17 protein-coding genes and 1 tRNA gene are annotated in these 18,589 nt (G+C 65.3%); 8 read left to right on the top strand and 10 right to left on the bottom strand.

Annotated features, from left to right (window positions below):
• Nucleotides 1-36: 36 nt before the first annotated feature.
• Nucleotides 37-1,911, bottom strand: a complete 1,875-nt coding sequence (locus AC3G88_RS05965; RefSeq protein WP_488893225.1) for a beta-barrel assembly-enhancing protease — start codon at nt 1,909-1,911, stop codon at nt 37-39.
• 137 nt (nt 1,912-2,048) lie between these two features.
• Here AC3G88_RS05965 and moaC point away from each other — a divergent pair, with 137 nt between their 5' ends.
• The 3 genes from moaC (at nt 2,049) to AC3G88_RS05950 (ending at nt 3,735) form a co-directional block, all read left to right on the top strand.
• Nucleotides 2,049-2,525: a cyclic pyranopterin monophosphate synthase MoaC gene (gene moaC, locus AC3G88_RS05960; RefSeq protein ID WP_153946612.1), complete on the top strand. Its 477-nt coding sequence runs from the start codon at nt 2,049-2,051 to the stop codon at nt 2,523-2,525.
• Nucleotides 2,526-2,737: 212 nt separating this feature from the next.
• On the top strand, nt 2,738-3,214 hold the full coding sequence (locus tag AC3G88_RS05955) for a hypothetical protein (RefSeq protein ID WP_488893224.1): 477 nt from the start codon (nt 2,738-2,740) through the stop codon (nt 3,212-3,214).
• Nucleotides 3,211-3,735: a glycine zipper family protein gene (locus AC3G88_RS05950; RefSeq protein ID WP_153946610.1), complete on the top strand. Its 525-nt coding sequence runs from the start codon at nt 3,211-3,213 to the stop codon at nt 3,733-3,735. The genes AC3G88_RS05955 and AC3G88_RS05950 overlap by 4 nt, the downstream gene beginning before the upstream one ends.
• An 8-nt stretch (nt 3,736-3,743) precedes the next feature.
• Here AC3G88_RS05950 and AC3G88_RS05945 read toward each other — a convergent pair whose 3' ends face one another.
• The 9 genes from AC3G88_RS05945 to recA form a co-directional block, all read right to left on the bottom strand.
• Nucleotides 3,744-5,582 (bottom strand): PglL family O-oligosaccharyltransferase, encoded by a 1,839-nt coding sequence (locus tag AC3G88_RS05945; protein WP_488893223.1) that lies wholly within the window; start codon nt 5,580-5,582, stop codon nt 3,744-3,746.
• 143 nt (nt 5,583-5,725) lie between these two features.
• On the bottom strand, nt 5,726-6,211 hold the full coding sequence (locus tag AC3G88_RS05940) for a pilin (RefSeq protein WP_488771351.1): 486 nt from the start codon (nt 6,209-6,211) through the stop codon (nt 5,726-5,728).
• Nucleotides 6,212-6,477: 266 nt separating this feature from the next.
• Nucleotides 6,478-7,014 carry a pilin gene (locus AC3G88_RS05935; protein WP_488893222.1) on the bottom strand — a complete coding sequence of 179 codons (537 nt, stop codon included), beginning with the start codon at nt 7,012-7,014 and terminating at the stop codon, nt 6,478-6,480.
• 294 nt (nt 7,015-7,308) lie between these two features.
• Entirely contained in the window at nt 7,309-8,004 is a 696-nt protein-coding gene (locus AC3G88_RS05930; protein ID WP_249640939.1) for a TerC family protein, read from the bottom strand.
• A gap of 321 nt (nt 8,005-8,325) precedes the next feature.
• The gene (sucD, locus tag AC3G88_RS05925; protein WP_092595242.1) at nt 8,326-9,207 is read right to left on the bottom strand and encodes a succinate--CoA ligase subunit alpha; all 882 of its coding nucleotides are present in this window, start codon (nt 9,205-9,207) and stop codon (nt 8,326-8,328) included.
• Between the two features lie 58 nt (nt 9,208-9,265).
• Complete coding sequence (gene sucC / locus AC3G88_RS05920) at nt 9,266-10,432, bottom strand: ADP-forming succinate--CoA ligase subunit beta (protein WP_092595244.1); 1,167 nt, start codon at nt 10,430-10,432, stop codon at nt 9,266-9,268.
• Between the two features lie 90 nt (nt 10,433-10,522).
• Nucleotides 10,523-11,194: a DUF2889 domain-containing protein gene (locus AC3G88_RS05915; RefSeq protein ID WP_092595246.1), complete on the bottom strand. Its 672-nt coding sequence runs from the start codon at nt 11,192-11,194 to the stop codon at nt 10,523-10,525.
• Between the two features lie 402 nt (nt 11,195-11,596).
• Nucleotides 11,597-12,064: a recombination regulator RecX gene (gene recX, locus AC3G88_RS05910; protein WP_488893221.1), complete on the bottom strand. Its 468-nt coding sequence runs from the start codon at nt 12,062-12,064 to the stop codon at nt 11,597-11,599.
• 100 nt (nt 12,065-12,164) lie between these two features.
• A complete protein-coding gene (recA, locus tag AC3G88_RS05905) occupies nt 12,165-13,226 on the bottom strand; it encodes a recombinase RecA (protein WP_488770892.1) in 1,062 nt (353 codons plus the stop codon).
• 280 nt (nt 13,227-13,506) lie between these two features.
• Between recA and AC3G88_RS05900 the strand changes: the two genes are divergently transcribed.
• The 5 genes from AC3G88_RS05900 (at nt 13,507) to AC3G88_RS05880 (ending at nt 18,460) form a co-directional block, all read left to right on the top strand.
• The gene (locus AC3G88_RS05900) at nt 13,507-14,196 is read left to right on the top strand and encodes a response regulator (protein WP_092595252.1); all 690 of its coding nucleotides are present in this window, start codon (nt 13,507-13,509) and stop codon (nt 14,194-14,196) included.
• A gap of 12 nt (nt 14,197-14,208) precedes the next feature.
• Entirely contained in the window at nt 14,209-15,783 is a 1,575-nt protein-coding gene (locus AC3G88_RS05895; protein ID WP_092595254.1) for a sensor histidine kinase, read from the top strand.
• Entirely contained in the window at nt 15,780-16,160 is a 381-nt protein-coding gene (locus tag AC3G88_RS05890; RefSeq protein ID WP_488893220.1) for a DUF4212 domain-containing protein, read from the top strand. Before AC3G88_RS05895 ends, AC3G88_RS05890 begins: the two co-directional genes overlap by 4 nt.
• 307 nt (nt 16,161-16,467) lie before the next feature.
• Nucleotides 16,468-18,159, top strand: coding sequence for an MFS transporter (locus AC3G88_RS05885; protein ID WP_488893219.1), 1,692 nt, complete (start codon nt 16,468-16,470; stop codon nt 18,157-18,159).
• Between the two features lie 224 nt (nt 18,160-18,383).
• A tRNA-Met gene (locus AC3G88_RS05880) sits at nt 18,384-18,460 on the top strand.
• The last annotated feature ends 129 nt before the right edge of the window (nt 18,461-18,589 follow it).

Here is an 18,589-nt window from a genome sequence, read left to right as displayed (position 1 = left end):
GCAACAAGGCGGAGTCAGTCCTCCGCCCCCGGGGCATTAGTTCGGCATACCCTTGTTGTCCTGCCGGTCTTCCTTGAACTGAAGCTGCAACTGGTGCAGGCGCGCGTCGACTTCCGACAGCGTATAGAAATCGCCGTCCCCGGCCTTGCGCGCAATCTGCAGCTGTTCGATGGCCGCCTGGTACGAGCCGTCCATCGCGTATTTCTCGGCCAATGCCTGATGCTGCTGCAGCCGCTTGCCCTGCGCGGCATAGGCGCGCGCCAGCAATTCCCACCATTCCGACCGGCCCGTTTCCTCGCGCGTGCGCGCGCGCAGGAAGGTCACCGCGTCGTTCAGCCGGTTGGTGGCCAGCAGCGTGTCGGCATAGGTCAGCGCGGCCGCGTGCGAGAGCGGGAAGGCCTTCAGCGTGGCGGCGGCCTGCGTGAGCGCATCCTGCTGGCGGCCTTCGCTGCGCGCCAGTTCCACCGCCATCACATCCAGCATCGGCGTGCCCGACGTGGCGCCCGGAATCGTGCCGTAGAGGCGACGTGCCTCGGCCAGGGCCTTGTCGGCCTCCACAAAACGGCCCAACTGCTGGTTGGCGAACGCGATGCCGTAATACACCGCCGGCAGCCGGACAGGCGGGGCCTTGGACACCTGGGCCTGGAACGAGGCCAGCAGGTTGCGCAGGTCGTTCGGCGTGGGCGACTGCAACACCGCCGCGCGCACGCGGGCGAATTCATAGTCCGGGGTATTGCCAACCTTGTGCGCGGCCACGTGCCGCACGCGATCCTGCATGTCCGCGATACGCTCGGAAGTCAGCGGGTGGGTACGCACGTAGGCGGGCACGGAATTGTCCGAAATCCCCATCACGCGCTGCAGGCGCTGGAAGAAATCAGGCATGCCCTGCGGGTCGAAGCCGGCTGCGGTCATGATCTGGAAGCCCACGCGATCGGCTTCGCGCTCGGCGCCCCGCGAAAACGACAGCTGGTTGGCGATGGCCGCGCCCTGCCCGCCCATGGCCAGGGCCGCCGCCGCGTCACCGCTCTTGGTGGCGGCCAGGCCAGCCAGCACCATCGACGCCAGCGCAATCCACATCGACTGGTCCTGGCTGGTGATGCCGCGGGCGATATGCCGCTGCATGACGTGGCCGATTTCATGGCCCAGCACCGACGCCAGTTCGGATTCCGTATCGGACTGCACCAGCAGCCCCGTGTGCACGCCGATATAGCCGCCCGGCATGGCGAACGCGTTGATCGACCGGTCGCGCACGCCGAACAGTTCGAACCCGGTGGCAAAGGTGCCGGCGCCGTTCGAGCCGGCGATGTTCATGCGCCGCGCGGCCTGCACCAGACGGTAGCCGAGCGCGTTCAGGTAGTCATTCAGCAAGGCATCCGACACATAGTCCGGATCGCGCCGGATGCTGCGCATGATGCGGTCGCCAAGCCGCTTTTCCATGTCCGGCGACAGCGATGCCGTGGACGGATCGCCCAGGTCCGGCAACTGGATGCCGGCGCTTTCCACCACCGTGTTGCCGCTGCGCAGGCCGAATTCCGACTTCTGGCCGGCGCGAACGCTGCGGTTGAGGTTGTCATAGACCTGGTCGCTGACCGCGCCGTTCAGCGTGGGGACCGGCGCCGCGACCGCCGCGGATGGCGTTGCCGTGGCTGGGGACGCGGACACCCCCGGTGTTGCCGTGGCCAGCTTGGCATTGGCGGCCGCCGCGGCACTGGTCCGCCCCGGCTGCGCCGTGGTCGCGGCAGGGGCCGTCGTGGACGTGCCCTGCGGCCATGCCGGGGCCGCCATGGTCAGCACGAGCGCGGCCGCGACGGCGCGCGTCAGATGTGACGCACGGACGGCAGGCACGGTGGGCGCCGGGGCGCGGGCACTCGACCGGACGGGCAGGCGGCGAGGCCATGATGTCTTGGGCATGTTGCTATGATAGCGGCCTCTGCAACCCGTTCCCATCGGGCTGGCCCCGGCGCGGGCCACCGTTGTGTTGCGCCACGTTCCGGCCCGGTGCGATCAGGCTGCCCGCCCACCTTTGCGCTTATCTTCCTTCGCCGCCCATGAGTCAGCTCACCCACTTCGACACCGCCGGCCAGGCCCACATGGTCGACGTCGGCAACAAGACCAGCACCCATCGCGTGGCCGTGGCCACCGGCACGATCACGATGCTGCCCGAAACGTTCGCGCTGGTCCGCGACGGCACGGCCAAAAAGGGGGACGTGCTCGGCATTGCGCGCGTGGCGGCCATCATGGCCACCAAGCGTACGGCCGACCTGATTCCGCTGTGCCACCCCATCGGCCTGACCCGCGTGGCCGTCGACTTCGCGCTCGACGAACCGAGTTCCACCATCGCCTGCGTGGTGCGCACCGAAACCCACGGCCAGACCGGGGTGGAAATGGAAGCCCTGACCGGCGTGCAGGTGGCGCTACTCACCATCTACGACATGTGCAAGGCGGTGGACCGGGGCATGGTGATGGGCAACGTCAAGTTGCTGGAAAAGCACGGCGGGAAGTCGGGGGATTGGGTGGCGGCATAAGTCGGCGGTGTCGCGCCCTGGTCGCGCGCCCGTGCCGCTGCGTTCGCTGTCTTCGTCCCGCCCGTAATAAAGGTAACGCCACATTTCCGGATGCGCCGAAATGCCCCTGCCGGCGGCAAATTGATATTCAATGCAAGACATGGCGGTTGCCGCCAGTCGTCCGGGCGCCAGATTCGGACGTTAAGCACAGGCAGGGACTCGAGGTACACATCATGAACGGGCGCAAGCTCTGCCAGATCGTTCTGGCATTGGCCGCGATGGGCGCGGCGGGGTACAGCACGACATCGCTGGCCCATGGGTATTACCGTGGCGGGCACGGGCATGGTCACGTGGGCGTAGGTGTCTACGTGGGACCGGGCTGGGGATGGGGGCCGGGATGGGGTCCCGGCTGGTATCCATATGGACCGTATTACGCACCGGGCTACTACCCTGGTTACTATCCTGCGCCTGCCGTCGTGGCGGCGCCTCCGGCGGAACCGCCGCAATACATCGAACAGGGCAGCGACGGCAATCCCACCATCACCGATGGGTCGTCGCCCAACGCGTGGTGGTATCACTGCGCCCGGCCCGAAGGTTACTTTCCGTACGTGAAGGAATGCCCGGGTGGCTGGCAGCGCGAGCAGCCCCATGCGCCGTCGTCCGCTGCCCCTATCCCTGCCCCTATCCCTGCTCCTGGAGCCACCTCATGAGATTGCGCTCACTGAGTCTGCTGATGGCCGCGTCGCTGGGCCTCGGTGCCTGCGCGGTGATGCCGTCGGGTCCGAGCGTGATGGCGCTGCCGGGCACCAACAAGACGTTCGACCAGTTCCGTGGCGACGACTACAACTGCCGGCAGTTCGCTTTCGGGCAGGTGGGCGGCACCACGCCGCAGCAGAACGCCAACACAGCCGCCGTGGGCAGCGCCGTGGTGGGCACGGCGCTGGGCGCGGCGGCAGGTGCGGCATTCGGTGGCGGCGAGGGCGCCGCCGTGGGTGCCGGGGTCGGCTTGCTGACCGGCTCCGCAGTCGGGGCCGGCAATTCGTACAACGCCGGATACGGCTCGCAGCGCGCCTATGACGCCGCCTATGTCCAGTGCATGTACGCCAGCGGCAATCGCGTACCGGTCTATGGACAAATGGTGACGGCACAGCCGCCGGCGCGCGCCGCGATGCCGCCGTCCAACTACCAGCCGTACTATCCGCCCCCGCCTCCGCCGGGCTACGTACGCTGATTCCTGCCTTAGTTGTCCTGTGTCGTGTCCTGTGTCTTGCCCTGCGTCGCCCCATGCTGACCGCGCTGGGCGCGCAGGCGGACCCACGCGCAGAATTCGCGCGGCCGGCGATCGGCGCCCAGTGCATCGCAGTCGCGCGACAGCACGCCAAACTGTGCCGCCTCATCCCCTTGATAGTAATAGCGCAGGCGCTCCATCCAGAGCCGCGCCCGGTCCTGCTCGCCAGTCAGCGCAAGCAGCCACGCACTGCGGCGGATCAGGTTGGGCGTGGGCAGCAGGTGTAGCGCGTCGATATGGGCCGGCAGCAAGCCGGCTGCGCTATCGGGCGTGATGGCCGCCTGCTCGGCGACGTCGGATGCCGCATGCTGACGGAACCAGACACGAGGCATCGGCAAGGCATCGCGATGCGCTTCACTCGCGTATTCGCGCGCTTCGACACGCTTGTAGTCTTGCCACAGCGTGACAAGCGCCGCCGCCGACACGGCCACGAACGCCAGGCTCGCCAGCATCGCGCCCGCCCGACGCCATGGGCGACCAAAGCCCGACGGCTCCAGCCAGGCCAGCAGAAAGCAGAACGGCAGGAAGAAGTACAGATAGTGCAGCGGATACTCGAGCATCGAGTGCGCCACGAGCATGGCCAGCCAGACCAGCACCGGCACCGCCATGCTTCGCTCGGCCGGGGTGCCGCGCCAGACGCGGTCGCGGATCACGCGCCAGAACCAGGCCGCCAGCACCACGACGACGCCCACCGTGCCGACCGCACCCGTCTTGGCCAGCAGGTCGAGCATCGCATTGTGTGCATGCAGCGACATTTCCGCGACGACCTGCACTTGCGATGCCACCTGGAACTGCGCCCAGCCGAATTCGCCATAGCCGACGCCGAGCCACGGATGCGCGTGAAACATCGCCAGCGCCTGGGACCACAGCGCGCCGCGATACGAAATCTGATTGCCCGACTGCAACTGCGACACGGTATCGAACAGCCGCCAGTCGAACGCCTGCCCCGCCATCTTGATGGCCGGCTGCAGCGCCACGATGCCCACGACCAGCAGCACGGCAGCGGCGACCAGGCCGGGCGCCCGGTGCATCGGGCTCGCGCCGCGCGGCGTACCGCGCGCCATGGCGGCCGCCAGCAACGCGTAGACCGCAGTCAGCCCGACATGTACCAGGCCGGTCCGCGACCCGGACAGCACGATGCCGCTTTCCAGCAGCATCGTCGCCACCAGCCACGACGGAAACTGCAGCCAGCTGCGCGTCGCCAGCCAGATGGCGGCGGCCAGCGCCAGCCCGTTGAGCGTCGCCTGATGATTGGGCTGGTTCAGGTTGCCCCAAAGCCGGCGATTGGTGTCATAGAAATATTCCGAGACGAGCCCGAACGCCTGGTCCTCCAGGTGGAAGACCTGTATCCACTGCGCCAGCGTGCCAAGCAGCCCGGCCACCAGAAAGGCGATGGCCAGCGCATCGACGATGCTGGCCCGGCGATCGACCGACGACGCCTGCCCCATGCGCCAGGCGCCCAGCATCACGGCCGTGCCCAGACCCAGCACCAGCTGCGTGGTCAGACGGCTGCCGGAGACATCGGCCATGCCCGAGGCCGCCTGCAGCACCGTGGTCGCCATCAGCCAGAGTGGGAACGCCGCCACCCACGGAAACGCCTTGCGTGGCCGCGAGCCCGACACATCGACGCGCACCAGGGCCAGTACGGCCACTAGCGCCACGCCGAGCAGCGCCGCCGTCCATTCGCCAAAGAACGTCGCCAGCGGCAGCGTGTGCCGCGACACCAGAAACGGAAGGGTAAAGGCGACGACAATCGCCGTAGCGGGAAGCGTGGCTCGGTGCAGCGGCATGCGCGCAGGGGCTCAAGGGGGCAAAGGCGCCATGATAGCGTGGCGGCCTGCGCCGATGGGGCAGAACCGCTCCGATACACACGCTGCGGGACGAAGGTCCGATTGGAAACGTTCGACCCGCAATGCCGACGATAGCGTCCAGATCAGGACTTCTTGATTTCCCCCGTGCATGCTTGCGGCAGGAAACGCTGCGCGATCTTGTCTGCCGAGCATACCCACTTGATGGAACCTTTGTCGGCATTGTCCATCATCAGCGTCATGGCCTTGCCTTTCAGTTCCTTGGAAACGCCGTTCTGCCGGAATGTGGAGATGATGGTGCAGTTGCCGCTGTCATTGGCCGTGCCGCCAACATTCACGCGCTCCACGTACTTGCCATTGATATCGGCTGCAGCCGGAATGCCATTGGCCATCGCGTTTGCATTGTTCGGGCAAGTCCCGGTTTGCGAGAATGTTTCCGTGACCGACGCCTTCTGTCCCGACGCCAGCGTCAGCCCTTCGGATACCTGCGCCCGTGCGATGTAGTCCTGGTACTGCGGAATGGCAATCGCCGCCAGAATGCCGATGATTGCGACCACGATCATCAGTTCGATGAGCGTGAAGCCGGCCTGGCGACCATGTTGGTAGTGCATGTTGACCCCCTTCTGAAGAAGTTGTTGGAATGGCGATGCGCCGACAGCCGCCAGGGCCATCGGCACGGCAATCTTCGGGGGAGTGGCGGCGCCTACGGATTGATGCAGGGCAAAGCGGCAGGCAATGTCGCAATTGCGGACAGGTGCGATAAACACGTTACGTATTGCCACGGCCAGCCTTTTCCGAGAGGCGGCTCGGATCGCTCCGAGCCGCCTTCGGGGCTGGCACCGCTAGCGGCCACGGGCGCTGCATGCCCGCCAGACGCTCATCCAGCTGTCGACTTCGCGAGCTGCGTGCACGCTTGCGGCAGGTACTTCTTGTCGGCCGACGATTCGCACTTCCACGTCACCGAGCCCTTGTCGGCGTTGCCCATCGTCAGCGTCACGTACTTGCCGGTCAGGCCTTTGGCGATACCACTATCCTTGAAGTTCGCGGTAATCGTGCAGCCGCCCGCTTCGGTCGCGGTGCCGCCGACCTGCACGCTGTCGATGTAACTGCCGGAAATGGACGTTGAAACGGGAATGCCACTGGCGGCGCCACTGGTGTTGTTGGGGCAGCTGCCCGTGTTGGAAAACGCCTCGGTCACCGGCGCCTTCTGCCCCGATGCCAGATTGACCCCTTCGGAGAACTGCGAGCGCGCCACGTAGTCCTGGTACTGCGGAACCGCGATACCGGCCAGGATGCCGATGATGGCCGCCACGATCATCAGTTCGATCAGCGTGAAACCTTGTTGCAATGCGGGCGCGGCATGGCCGCTGGTGCGGCGCGCGCCGCGATGGATGGCGTTGAGTGTGCGTTGCATATTGACCCTTTCGTTTTCGTCGTCGAGCCGACGTGTTGGATTGGAAGTTCAGCCACGTGCCGCGTGCCCGAAGGCCTGTGGCGCGTGACCGGGGTCATGATCGGAAGAACGCTGGCGAGGCACCAATGACCTCGGACAATTCCTACAGAAATGTGGGAATTGTTTGGAAATCCGCAGGAGTCCGTGGCGCGGATGCTGCAATTCGGGTGTTGTAAAAACAAAACGGGCGACCCGCATGGGGTCGCCCGTTTCAGGCTCGCGATACGACTTTCTGGGTACTGCCCGATGCAATCGTCAGGCGGTCTGTGCGCTTCTGCGGCGCATCAGCTTGCCGATCAGCACGACCAGCACGGCGCCGATCACGCCGAACACCAGGTGCGCATGCGGCACGTGCACCTGGAACCATTCGGCATCCACCGGATCGCTGACCAGCATTTCGCCAGCCAGGTAGCCCAGCAGCGCGGCGCCCAGCACGATGATGATCGGGAAACGCTCCATCACCTTCAGCAGCAGCGTGCTGCCGAAGACAATCAGCGGAATCGACAGGCCCAGGCCGATGATCAGCAGCATCAGCTGGCTGCCTTCGGGGCCCTTCTGCGCGGCGGCGGCCACGGCCACCACGTTGTCCAGCGACATGACCAGGTCGGCGATCAGGATCGTGCGGATCGCGGCCCAGATGTTGTCCTTGGCGTCATGACCTTCTTCGTCGTCATCGCCAGTCAGCAGTTGCACGCCGATGTAGACCAGCAGGACGGCGCCCACGATCTTCAGGTACGGCAGGCTCAGCAGCTTGACGGCTGCCACGGTCAGCACCACGCGCATGATGATGGCGGCGGCGCTACCCCAGAAAATGGCCTTCTTCTGCTGGGCGGGGGGCAGGTTGCGCGATGCGAGCGCGATCACCACGGCGTTATCGCCCGACAGGACGATATTGGTCAGGATGATCGACCCCAGCGCAATCCAGAACGTGCTGCTGGACAACAATTCCACGGCTAGACTCCTCGAAATTCCAAAATTATGTTCCGTGCCCGCGGGAGCGGCCGGATGCGGCCAACTGCGGACTTTCGGATGTCTGAACTACCAGACATGAAGATTTATCGTACGAACCTTTCGATTCGGTTTCAACCGGGGTGGTTCATGTCTCCGGATATACCCTAGGACATTGCCACGCCAGAACGACATTGCCCCCGCCACAAGGACGGGGGCAATGAATCGCGGTGCGCGAGGCGTCATGTCGACTCTCGCGCACCGCAGGTACGGCATGCCGTGCAATGTGCCGGATAGCGCACTGGCACGGCATCGGCTGGCTGCTTACAGCATTGCCTTCAGCAGACGGCCCATTTCCGACGGGTTCTTGGTGACCTTGATACCGCAGGCTTCCATGATTTCCAGCTTGGCCTGGGCCGTATCGGCACCGCCCGAGATCAGCGCGCCGGCGTGGCCCATGCGCTTGCCCGGAGGCGCGGTCACGCCAGCGATGAAGCCAACCACCGGCTTCTTCATGTTTTCCTTGATCCAGTAAGCCGCGTTGGCTTCGTCCGGACCACCGATCTCACCGATCATAACCACGGCGTCCGTATCCGGATCGTCGTTGAACATCTTCATCACGTCGATGTGCTTCAGGCCGTTGATGGGGTCGCCACCAATGCCCACAGCCGACGACTGGCCCAGGCCCAGCGCGGTCAGCTGGCCCACGGCTTCGTACGTCAGCGTGCCCGAGCGCGACACCACGCCGATGCGGCCCTTCTTGTGGATGTGACCCGGCATGATGCCGATCTTGATCTCGTCCGGCGTGATCAGGCCCGGGCAGTTCGGTCCCAGCAGCAGCGTCTTCTTGTTCTGCTTGCGCATCTTGTCCTTGACTTCCATCATGTCGCGGACGGGGATGCCTTCGGTAATGCAGACCACCAGGTCCAGGTCGGCGTCAACGGCTTCCCAGATGGCGGCAGCTGCGCCTGCGGGCGGCACGTAGATCACCGACACGGTCGCGCCGGTCTGTGCCTTGGCGTCCTTCACGCTGGCATAGATAGGAATGCCTTCGAAGTCTTCGCCGGCCTTCTTCGGGTTCACGCCGGCAACGAACGCGTTCTTGCCGTTGGCATAGTCGCGGCAGCCACGGGTGTGGAACTGGCCGGTCTTGCCGGTGATGCCCTGGGTGATGACCTTGGTGTCCTTGTTGATCAGAATGCTCATTTGCTAGTCCTTTTAGTCGCCCCGCCCGGCTGCGGCCAGGCGGCAACGAAAGTTGTCCTTACTTGCCAGCGACAGCGGCCACGACCTTCTGGGCGGCTTCTTCCATCGTGTCGGCCGAAATGATCGGCAGACCCGACTCAGCCAGCATCTTGCGGCCCAGCTCTTCGTTCGTGCCCTTCATGCGGACGACCAGCGGCACGCCCAGCTGCACGGCCTTCGACGCGGTGATCACGCCTTCGGCGATCACGTCGCAGCGCATGATGCCGCCGAAGATGTTGACCAGGATGGCCTGCACGTTCGGGTTCTTCAGCATCAGCTTGAAGGCTTCGGTCACTTTCTCGGTCGTGGCGCCGCCGCCAACGTCCAGGAAGTTGGCCGGCTCGCCGCCGAACAGCTTGATGGTGTCCATCGTGGCCATGGCCAGACCGGCGCCGTTCACCAGGCAGCCGATGTTGCCGTCCAGCGAGATGTAGGCCAGGTCGAACTTCGAGGCTTCGATTTCGTTGGCGTCTTCTTCGTCCAGATCACGGTACGCGACGATTTCCGGGTGACGGAACAGTGCGTTCGAGTCGAAGTTGAACTTGGCGTCCAGGGCGATGACCTTGCCGTCGCCGGTCAGGATCAGCGGGTTGATTTCGGCCAGCGAAGCGTCGGTTTCCCAGAACGCCTTGTACAGGCCTTGCAGTGCCTGGCGAGCCTGGGCGATGCTGGCGTCGGGCACGCCGATCTTGCGGGCGATGTCGTCGGCGTCAGCGTCCTTCAGGCCTTCGGCCGGATCAACGATCAGCGTGTGGATCTTTTCCGGGGTGTGGGCAGCGACTTCCTCGATGTCCATGCCGCCTTCGCTCGATGCCATCAGGGCCACCTTCTGCGACACGCGGTCCACCACCAGCGACACGTACAGTTCCTTCTTGATGTCGGCGCCTTCTTCGATCAGCAGGCGGTTGACCTTCTTGCCTTCCGGGCCGGTCTGGTGCGTCACCAGCGTCATGCCGAGGATGTTGCTGGCGTAGGTCTTCACCTCGTCGATGCTCTTGGCCACCTTCACGCCGCCGCCCTTGCCGCGGCCGCCTGCGTGGATCTGTGCCTTGACAACCCACACCGGGCCGCCGAGCTGTTCAGCCGCCTTCAGGGCCTCTTCGACCGAGAAAGCCGGGATGCCGCGCGGAACCGGCACATTGTATTTGCGCAGGATTTCCTTGCCTTGATACTCATGGATATTCATGCGTGTTTCCTTTCGGGTAGGCGTAAAGGGATTGGAAAAATAGTTGGAGACGAAGGGCTTGCGCCTGTTTCCTTGGGCCGACCATGACGGTCAGCCCGACGTACCGTTGGGCCGGTGGGCCAGGGTGTCTTCGCCACCTGATGCGGGGGCATCGGCGCGTGACGCGGTCTGGGGGGACGACGCCGCAGCGCCGGCTTTCGGTTTCGGCTGGTGACCATACCAGCGCGGGTAAAACTGGCGAACCACCTCGCCCTCGAAATGGAGCGCGTGGCATCCATGGAGCTGCATCGGCGGTTCGGGATTGGGGTCGTCGGCGCCGTCGCGAATCTTGAACACATCGCCCGCGAAGGCCTGGATGGCGGCGGTCGGCAGCACGCCGGCCAGTTCGGTGAGATGGGTGCAGCCGGCGACATGGCCCAGCCGGTCGCGCACGGCCTTGCGGAACCCCTTTGTCAGGTTCAGGCCGATCAACTGGCGGTAGGCCGGGCCGATCGTGTCGCAATGCGTCGGATAAGGCACCCAGTCAGAACACGCCTCGGCGTCCACGATATTCAGGCGCAGGTCGATCGTCACGCGCAGCCAGAGGTCGTGCAACGGCTGGCCTTCCGGGCGGATGCGGTTACCGGCCAGTTCGATATCGCGCGGCTTCGTGTCGGTCAGGCGCGCCTCGATGTCCCAGAGGCCGTCATCCCGCAAATACGCTTCGGCCGTGATGGCACGGCGATGACGCAAGGCACGGTTGACGGGCGGGGAAAGCGGCATGACTGCGGGGCTGAAGCGGCAGGCTGAACGTGGCGGAATTCTGAGGCAGTACTTGCGCGGCGTTCGCTACGGCAAACTTCGCGGCTTCTCTTCGGTCCGGACGGCCCGGCGCATGCCGGACGGCCGTCTGGGCCGGATAACCCATGGAGTTTAACATGCCGCGCTGCTTTGACCGGGAACATCCTGCGCGACAGTCTGTCCGGCCCGGATTGTTGCAACGACAATGGCGGCAAACCGGCCTCACACCTGGGTTTCCGGCCGCCGACACGGCGCGGCGCTGCGTTGCATCAGTGGTACGACAACTTACTTGACGGCCACGCAAATACCCCTTATGCGTACGCAGGTATGCAGATGGCCACCCGGCGTAGGGTCCGCCGTTGCTCGCCGTTGGTACTCGTGCTGCTACTCGCCCTCGTACCCGTCCTCGGCGCCCCGGATGATCTTGCCGATCACGCTCCGCGAGAAGCCCCGGGCCATCATGAACCGGATCTGCTTGGCCCGCGCTTCGGGTGAATCAGGCGGCACACCAAACCGCTTGCGCCACACCTCGGCGGCCCGCTCCACTTCTGTATCGCGCAGCCGGTCCTGGAGTTCCCGCAGTTGGTCGTTGCCAAGCTGGTGGGTCTTCGCCTCCTGCATCACGCGCGCCGCGCCATACCGGCCGGCGCGCCGGTGGACCAGGCTATCGACGAAGCGATCATTCGACAGCCAGTTTTCGCGCTCCAGCGCATCGAGCAAGGCCTCCACTTCTTCGGCCGATTCGGCATGGGGCGCCAGCTTGCGCGCCAGTTCGACGCGACTGTGCTCGCGGCGCGAGAGATAGCCAACGGCGCGGGCCTTGAGGGAAAGCGGGGGACGGGTTCCGGCCATCAGGAATCAGGAGAGCGTTTGGGGGGCAAGGAGGGGACGAAAAACAAAAAAGCCGCCGCACTGTCATGCGACGGCTTGTTGTTGCCGGCAGGCGTCAACCTCAGTCTTCGATCTCGGCCGGCGCGCCCAGCGCGGTGTTCGTCGGGGCCACGCCCAGCGCCGCACGCACCTTGTTTTCGATCTCGGCGGCGATGTCCGGATTCTCGCGCAGGTATTCACGCGCGTTGTCCTTGCCCTGGCCGATCTTGTCGCCGTTGTAGCTGTACCACGCGCCCGACTTTTCGACGATCTTGGCGTCCACGCCCAGGTCGATGATCTCGCCCTGGCGCGAGATCCCCTGGCCGTAGAGGATGTCGAAGAACGCCTCGCGGAACGGCGGCGAAACCTTGTTCTTGACGACCTTGACCTTGGTCTCGTTGCCGACCACTTCGTCGCCCTTCTTGATCGAGCCGATACGGCGGATGTCCAGACGCACCGAGGCGTAGAACTTCAGCGCGTTACCGCCGGTCGTGGTTTCAGGCGACCCAAACATCACACCGATCTTCATGCGGATCTGGTTGATGAAGATCACCAGGCAGTTGGTACGCTTGATGGTGCCGGTCAGCTTGCGCAGTGCCTGGCTCATCAGGCGGGCCTGCAGACCCGGCAGCGAATCGCCCATCTCGCCTTCGATTTCGGCCTTCGGCACCAGCGCGGCCACCGAGTCGATCACGATCAGGTCGATCGAGCCCGAGCGCACCAGCGCGTCGGTGATTTCCAGAGCCTGCTCGCCGGTGTCGGGCTGGGAGATCAGCAGGTTGCCCACGTCCACGCCGAGCTTGCCCGCGTACTGCACGTCCAGCGCGTGTTCCGCGTCGATGAACGCGCAGGTGCCGCCCAGCTTCTGCATTTCGGCGACGACCTGCAGCGTCAGCGTGGTCTTGCCCGACGATTCCGGACCATAGATCTCGACCACGCGGCCGCGCGGCAGGCCGCCGACGCCCAGCGCGATGTCCAGGCCCAGCGATCCGGTGGACACCACCTGGATATCCTTTTCGACGTCGCCATCGCCCAGGCGCATGATCGAGCCCTTGCCGAACTGCTTTTCGATCTGGGAGAGCGCGGCGGCAAGCGCCTTCTGCTTCTCAGCACTTACGCCGGCGCCGGCCTTCTTGTCGTCCATGGTCGTCCTTCAGTCAATGGGTGGTCAATTGGTGTATAAATAGGCCGCATGCGGCGTGGCGCCTGCTTTTCAAGCCTTTTCCGATGGATTTCGGGCGGCTTTCGAAGGCTTTTGGCGCCTGGACTCGCCAGTCCCGGCCCTGCGCAGTCCCTTCCGGGACGACTCGCGCGGAATGTCGGGTACTGTATAAAAAAACAGTATGCTTGGCAAGCCCCACCGGCACCGCAAACCGGCTGCGGGCGATGCAGCACAAAAAAGGTGACAAGGGTGGAGACAAACCATGCGGATTCTGATCGCCGAAGATGACGACGTGCTGGCAGACGGCCTGACACGGTCGTTGCGCCATTCCGGCTATGCCGTCGATCACGTCGCCAATGGCGTGGAAGCCGACTCGGCCCTTTCCACGCAGAGTTTCGACCTGCTGATCCTGGACCTTGGCCTGCCCCGCATGCCCGGGCTGGAGGTGCTCAAGCGGCTGCGTGCGCGCGGCGCGATGCTGCCCGTGATGATCCTGACCGCGGCCGACGGCGTGGACGAGCGCGTTAAGGGGCTGGACCTGGGCGCCGACGACTACATGGCCAAGCCCTTCGCGCTGTCCGAGCTGGAGGCACGCGTGCGTGCGCTGGTGCGGCGCGGCGCCGGCGGGGGCGCCACGCTGATGCGCCACGGCCCGCTGGCCTTCGACCAGGTCGGCCGCATCGCCTTCCTGAACGACCAGATGCTGGACCTGTCGGCGCGCGAGATCGGCCTGCTCGAAATCCTGCTCACGCGCAGCGGCCGGCTGGTGTCGAAGGAACAGCTTGTCGACCACCTGTGCGAATGGGGCGAGGAAGTCAGCAACAACGCCATCGAAGTCTACGTGCACCGCCTGCGCAAGAAGATCGAGGTGGGCGGCATCCGCATTGCCACCGTGCGCGGCCTGGGCTATTGCCTGGAGAAATTCCAGCCGGCCATGGCCACCCACGGCTGACGCAAACCGCCCATGAGCCTGCTGCGCCTGCCCTGGCGACGCCATCCCGCCGCAGGCGCCGCCCCGCTGCCCGAGGCCGCGCGCCCCACGCTGGCCGACGCCGCCGCCGAGGATTCGGCGCTGGCGGACGCCCTGCCCCATCTCGAGGAAACCTCGGCCCATCCCGCCCCGCGATCGCTATTCGGCGAGATCCTGGACTGGATGCTGGCGCCGCTGCTGCTGCTCTGGCCGATGAGCATCGCGGTCACGTACCTGGTGGCCAAGTCGATCGCCAACGGACCGTTCGACCGGGCGCTGGAGGCCAGCGCCATCGTGCTGTCGCAGCAGGTGCGCGAAGTAAACGGACGCGTGACGCTGCAGCTGCCGCTGTCGGCGCGCGAGATCCTGCGCGCCGACGAGACCGACAACATCTATTACCAGGTGGTGGGCAAGCGCGGCGAGTACGTGGCCGGCGACCACGACCTGCCGCTGCCGTCCGAAGAGGAACAGGGCCATGCCGGGCTGGTGTCGATGCGCGACGACCGCGTGGCCGGTAACGATGTGCGCGTGGCTTATACCTATGTCGATCTGAAAAACGTCGGCGGCAACCAGCCGGTGCTGGTGCAGGTGGCCGAGACACTGGACAAGCGTGCCCGGCTGGCCAACGAGATCATCAAGGGGGTGATCCTGCCGCAGTTCGTGATCCTGCCGCTGGCCGTGGTGCTGGTGTGGTTCGGGCTCACGCGCGGGCTGGCGCCGCTGACGGCCATCCAGCAGCGCATCCGCTCGCGCAACCCTGGCGATACGAGCCCGATCGACGAACGCGCGGCGCCGCAGGAGATCACGCCGCTGGTGGCGTCGTTCAACGACCTGCTGGCCCAGCTCGACCAGTCCGTGCAGACACAGAAGCGTTTCATTGCCGATGCCGCGCACCAGATGAAGACCCCGCTGGCGGGCCTGCGCATGCAGGCCGAACTGGCGCAGCGCGAGCAGTCGCCCGAGGAACTGCGGCGGTCGCTGGCGCAGATCGCCGGCAGTTCGGAGCGCACGGCGCACCTGGTGACGCAGCTGCTGTCGCTGGCGCGCATGGAAAACCTGGCCGGCGCCGGCGGCATGGCGCCGCTGGACCTTGCCGCACTGGCTCGCGACGTGGTCAAGGACTGGCTGCCGCAGGCATGGGCCCGCAATATCGACCTGGGGCTGGAAGCCGACGATCACCCGGTCATGATCACCGGCAACCGCCTGATGCTGACCGAAATGCTCAACAACCTCGTGGACAACGCCATCCGCTACACGCCGGCCGGCGGCCATGCCACCGTGCGCGTGGCCAGCGACGCCTTCGAGCCGTTCGCGTACCTGGACGTGGAAGACACCGGGCCGGGCATCGCGCCGGCCGAGCGCGAACGGGTGATGGAACGCTTCTATCGGGTGCTGGGCACCAACACCGAGGGCAGCGGGCTGGGGCTGGCCATCGTGCGCGAGATCGTGCAGCAGCATGGCGGCGAAGTCGCCATCGACGACAACGTGTACCAGGCGTCCCCGCGGCTGGCCGGCGCGCGCCTGCGCATCACGCTGCGCCGGCTCGCCCCCGACGAGAATCCGGCATGAGCAGGAAAACGCCCCGCGACCGGATGACGCCCCTCGAACGGCGCGCCTGGCACCACAACGTGCGATGGATCGTGGGGCTGCTGGCGGCCTGGTTCCTGATCACGTTCGGCGTGAGCTGGTTCGCGCGCGAACTGCGCTTCGATTTCATGGGCTGGCCCTTTTCGTTCTGGATGGCCGCGCAGGGATCGCTGATTCTTTACGTGCTGATGGCCGCGCTGTACGCCTGGCGCATGAATCGCGCCGACGACGAGATGCATGCCCGCGAGCACGAACTGGCCCGCACGGACGCCGGCATCGACGCCGGCATCGAAACCCATCCGGCGCCCCCCGCCGAACCTGACGACGCCGGCGGAAAACCGCGCCACGCCCCCTTCTAAGGGTTTCCTCTTGGGCCGCGCCCTTTGCTGCGGCGCAAGACGGCGTCCCGGCCCGCCAGCGGGCGCCCCGCGCCCCGAATGCCTCGCAATGCAGCACGCGCCGGGCCGCGCATCGGCCCGGTTTGCCTAGCGTATACCCCGACCGATTCCAGCCGGTTTGCCCCGGATCTGTCAGAACTCAGTAAGTTTCGCCTCCCACAATCGTTCCAACCTTGGCGCAATGGGCCGGTACGTGCACACGTACACGGCCCTGACGGCGGGGACCTGAAGATTTTCGACGGAAGAACGGAAACGGAGGAGACAACACATGGCAAACGCGCAAAACGTGGGGACCGTACCTGCGGCCCACAATGCGCCGATGACGAAGGAAGAGAAAAAGGTCATTCTGGCCTCTTCCCTCGGCACGGTATTCGAGTGGTACGACTTTTACCTGTACGGTTCGCTGGCGGCGGTCATCGCCAAGCAGTTCTTCGCCGGCCTGGACCCGACGTCGGCATTCATCTTCGCGCTGCTGGCCTTTGCCGCAGGCTTCATCGTGCGGCCGTTCGGGGCACTGGTGTTCGGCCGCCTCGGCGACATGATCGGCCGCAAGTACACCTTCCTGGTGACCATCCTGATCATGGGCCTGTCGACGTTCATCGTCGGCCTGCTGCCCGGTTACGCCACCATCGGCTGGGCCGCCCCGATCATCCTGATCGCATTGCGCATGCTGCAGGGCCTGGCACTGGGCGGCGAATACGGCGGCGCGGCCACCTATGTGGCCGAACACGCGCCGCACGGCAAGCGCGGCGCCTACACGGCATGGATCCAGACCACGGCCACGCTGGGCCTGTTCCTGTCGCTCATCGTGATCCTGCTGGTTCGCGAAGCCACCGGCCCGAACTTCGACGTATGGGGCTGGCGCATCCCGTTCCTGGTTTCGATCCTGCTGCTGGCCATGTCCGTGTACATCCGCCTGTCGATGAGCGAGTCGCCAGCCTTCCAGAAGATGAAGGCCGAGGGCAAGACGTCGAAGGCACCGCTGACCGAAGCCTTCGGCCAATGGCGCAACCTGAAGATCGTGATCCTGGCACTGGTGGGCCTGACCGCCGGCCAGGCCGTGGTCTGGTACACGGGCCAGTTCTACTCGCTGTTCTTCCTGACCCAGGTGCTGAAGGTCGATGCCAAGACGGCCAACCTGCTGATCGCCGGCGCGCTGGTGATCGGCACGCCGTTCTTCATCTTCTTCGGCTCGCTGTCGGACAAGATCGGCCGCAAGTGGATCATCATGCTGGGCTGCGCCCTGGCCGTGCTGACCTACTTCCCGCTGTTCAAGGCGATGACCCACTACGCCAACCCGGCGCTGGAGCGTGCCCAGCAGTCGGCCCAGATCGTGGTGACGGCCGACCCGGCCACCTGCTCGTTCCAGGGCAGCCCGATCGCCCGCGAGATCGACTTCCGCAGCTCGTGCGACATCGTCAAGCGCACGCTGGCCCAGGCATCGGCCAGCTACGAGGTGGTGAACGCCCCGGCCGGTACCGTGGCTTCGGTCAAGATCGGCGACAAGGAGATCAAGGCCTTCGACGCCACCGTGGGCAACGGCACGTTCGACGACGCCAGCAAGAAGCAGATCGCCGATTTCAAGAAGTCGGTCAGCGGCGAGATGACGGCGCACGGCTACCCGACCAAGGCCGACCCGGCCCAGATGAACACGATCATGGTCCTGGTGATCCTGGTCATCCTGGTCATCTACGTCACGATGGTGTACGGCCCGATCGCGGCCATGCTGGTCGAAATGTTCCCGACCCGCATCCGCTATTCGTCGATGTCGCTGCCGTATCACATCGGCAACGGCTGGTTCGGCGGCCTGCTGCCGACCATCTCGTTCGCGCTGGTGGCCCAGAACGGCAATATCTACTACGGCCTCTGGTACCCGATCATCATCGCCGCCATGACCTTCGTGCTGGGCGCACTGTTCGTCCGCGAGACCAAGGACGTGGACATCTACGCCAACGACTGAACGGCCACACGACACATACGACAACGACGCGGCAATCCCGGCATTCACCGGAGGGATACAACCGGTAACCCTCGCTCAGGATGGCTGGCCTACCGGCCAGCCGCTCCTTCCAGGCAGACCCTCGGGTCTGCCATTTTTTTTTTGGGCGACCGCCGAAGCTTGCAGAAAATTGTCACAAAGGTGTTGACAGGCCGAAAACCGAAGGTATAATTTCGATCTTCGTTGGCGAATTAGCTCAGTCGGTTAGAGCGACGGAATCATAATCCGCAGGTCCGGGGTTCGAATCCCTGATTCGCCACCATCTATTAGAAAAGCCGCAATCTCTCACGGGATTGCGGCTTTTTGCTTTGGGGCTGGCCGAAGGTGTCACACAGGGGTGTCACACACGGAGGCACTGTGGCTGGCGATTTCCTGCAGCGGTCGCGACATG

Source organism: Cupriavidus sp. 86D6 (genome assembly GCF_057815095.1).
This window is presented reverse-complemented; position numbering and strand designations above follow the sequence as displayed.

What these genes read in the sequence shown, in the direction of transcription:
- recX (WP_488893221.1), bottom strand. Translation starts at nt 12,064, where the DNA reads ATGGCCGGAACCCGTCCCCCGCTTTCCCTCAAGGCCCGCGCCGTTGGC.
- AC3G88_RS05950 (WP_153946610.1), top strand. Translation starts at nt 3,211, where the DNA reads ATGAGATTGCGCTCACTGAGTCTGCTGATGGCCGCGTCGCTGGGCCTC.
- AC3G88_RS05945 (WP_488893223.1), bottom strand. Translation starts at nt 5,582, where the DNA reads ATGCCGCTGCACCGAGCCACGCTTCCCGCTACGGCGATTGTCGTCGCC.
- AC3G88_RS05955 (WP_488893224.1), top strand. Translation starts at nt 2,738, where the DNA reads ATGAACGGGCGCAAGCTCTGCCAGATCGTTCTGGCATTGGCCGCGATG.
- AC3G88_RS05965 (WP_488893225.1), bottom strand. Translation starts at nt 1,911, where the DNA reads ATGCCCAAGACATCATGGCCTCGCCGCCTGCCCGTCCGGTCGAGTGCC.
- AC3G88_RS05900 (WP_092595252.1), top strand. Translation starts at nt 13,507, where the DNA reads ATGCGGATTCTGATCGCCGAAGATGACGACGTGCTGGCAGACGGCCTG.
- AC3G88_RS05895 (WP_092595254.1), top strand. Translation starts at nt 14,209, where the DNA reads ATGAGCCTGCTGCGCCTGCCCTGGCGACGCCATCCCGCCGCAGGCGCC.
- recA (WP_488770892.1), bottom strand. Translation starts at nt 13,226, where the DNA reads ATGGACGACAAGAAGGCCGGCGCCGGCGTAAGTGCTGAGAAGCAGAAG.
- AC3G88_RS05885 (WP_488893219.1), top strand. Translation starts at nt 16,468, where the DNA reads ATGGCAAACGCGCAAAACGTGGGGACCGTACCTGCGGCCCACAATGCG.
- moaC (WP_153946612.1), top strand. Translation starts at nt 2,049, where the DNA reads ATGAGTCAGCTCACCCACTTCGACACCGCCGGCCAGGCCCACATGGTC.
- AC3G88_RS05890 (WP_488893220.1), top strand. Translation starts at nt 15,780, where the DNA reads ATGAGCAGGAAAACGCCCCGCGACCGGATGACGCCCCTCGAACGGCGC.
- sucC (WP_092595244.1), bottom strand. Translation starts at nt 10,432, where the DNA reads ATGAATATCCATGAGTATCAAGGCAAGGAAATCCTGCGCAAATACAAT.
- AC3G88_RS05915 (WP_092595246.1), bottom strand. Translation starts at nt 11,194, where the DNA reads ATGCCGCTTTCCCCGCCCGTCAACCGTGCCTTGCGTCATCGCCGTGCC.
- sucD (WP_092595242.1), bottom strand. Translation starts at nt 9,207, where the DNA reads ATGAGCATTCTGATCAACAAGGACACCAAGGTCATCACCCAGGGCATC.
- AC3G88_RS05935 (WP_488893222.1), bottom strand. Translation starts at nt 7,014, where the DNA reads ATGCAACGCACACTCAACGCCATCCATCGCGGCGCGCGCCGCACCAGC.
- AC3G88_RS05940 (WP_488771351.1), bottom strand. Translation starts at nt 6,211, where the DNA reads ATGCACTACCAACATGGTCGCCAGGCCGGCTTCACGCTCATCGAACTG.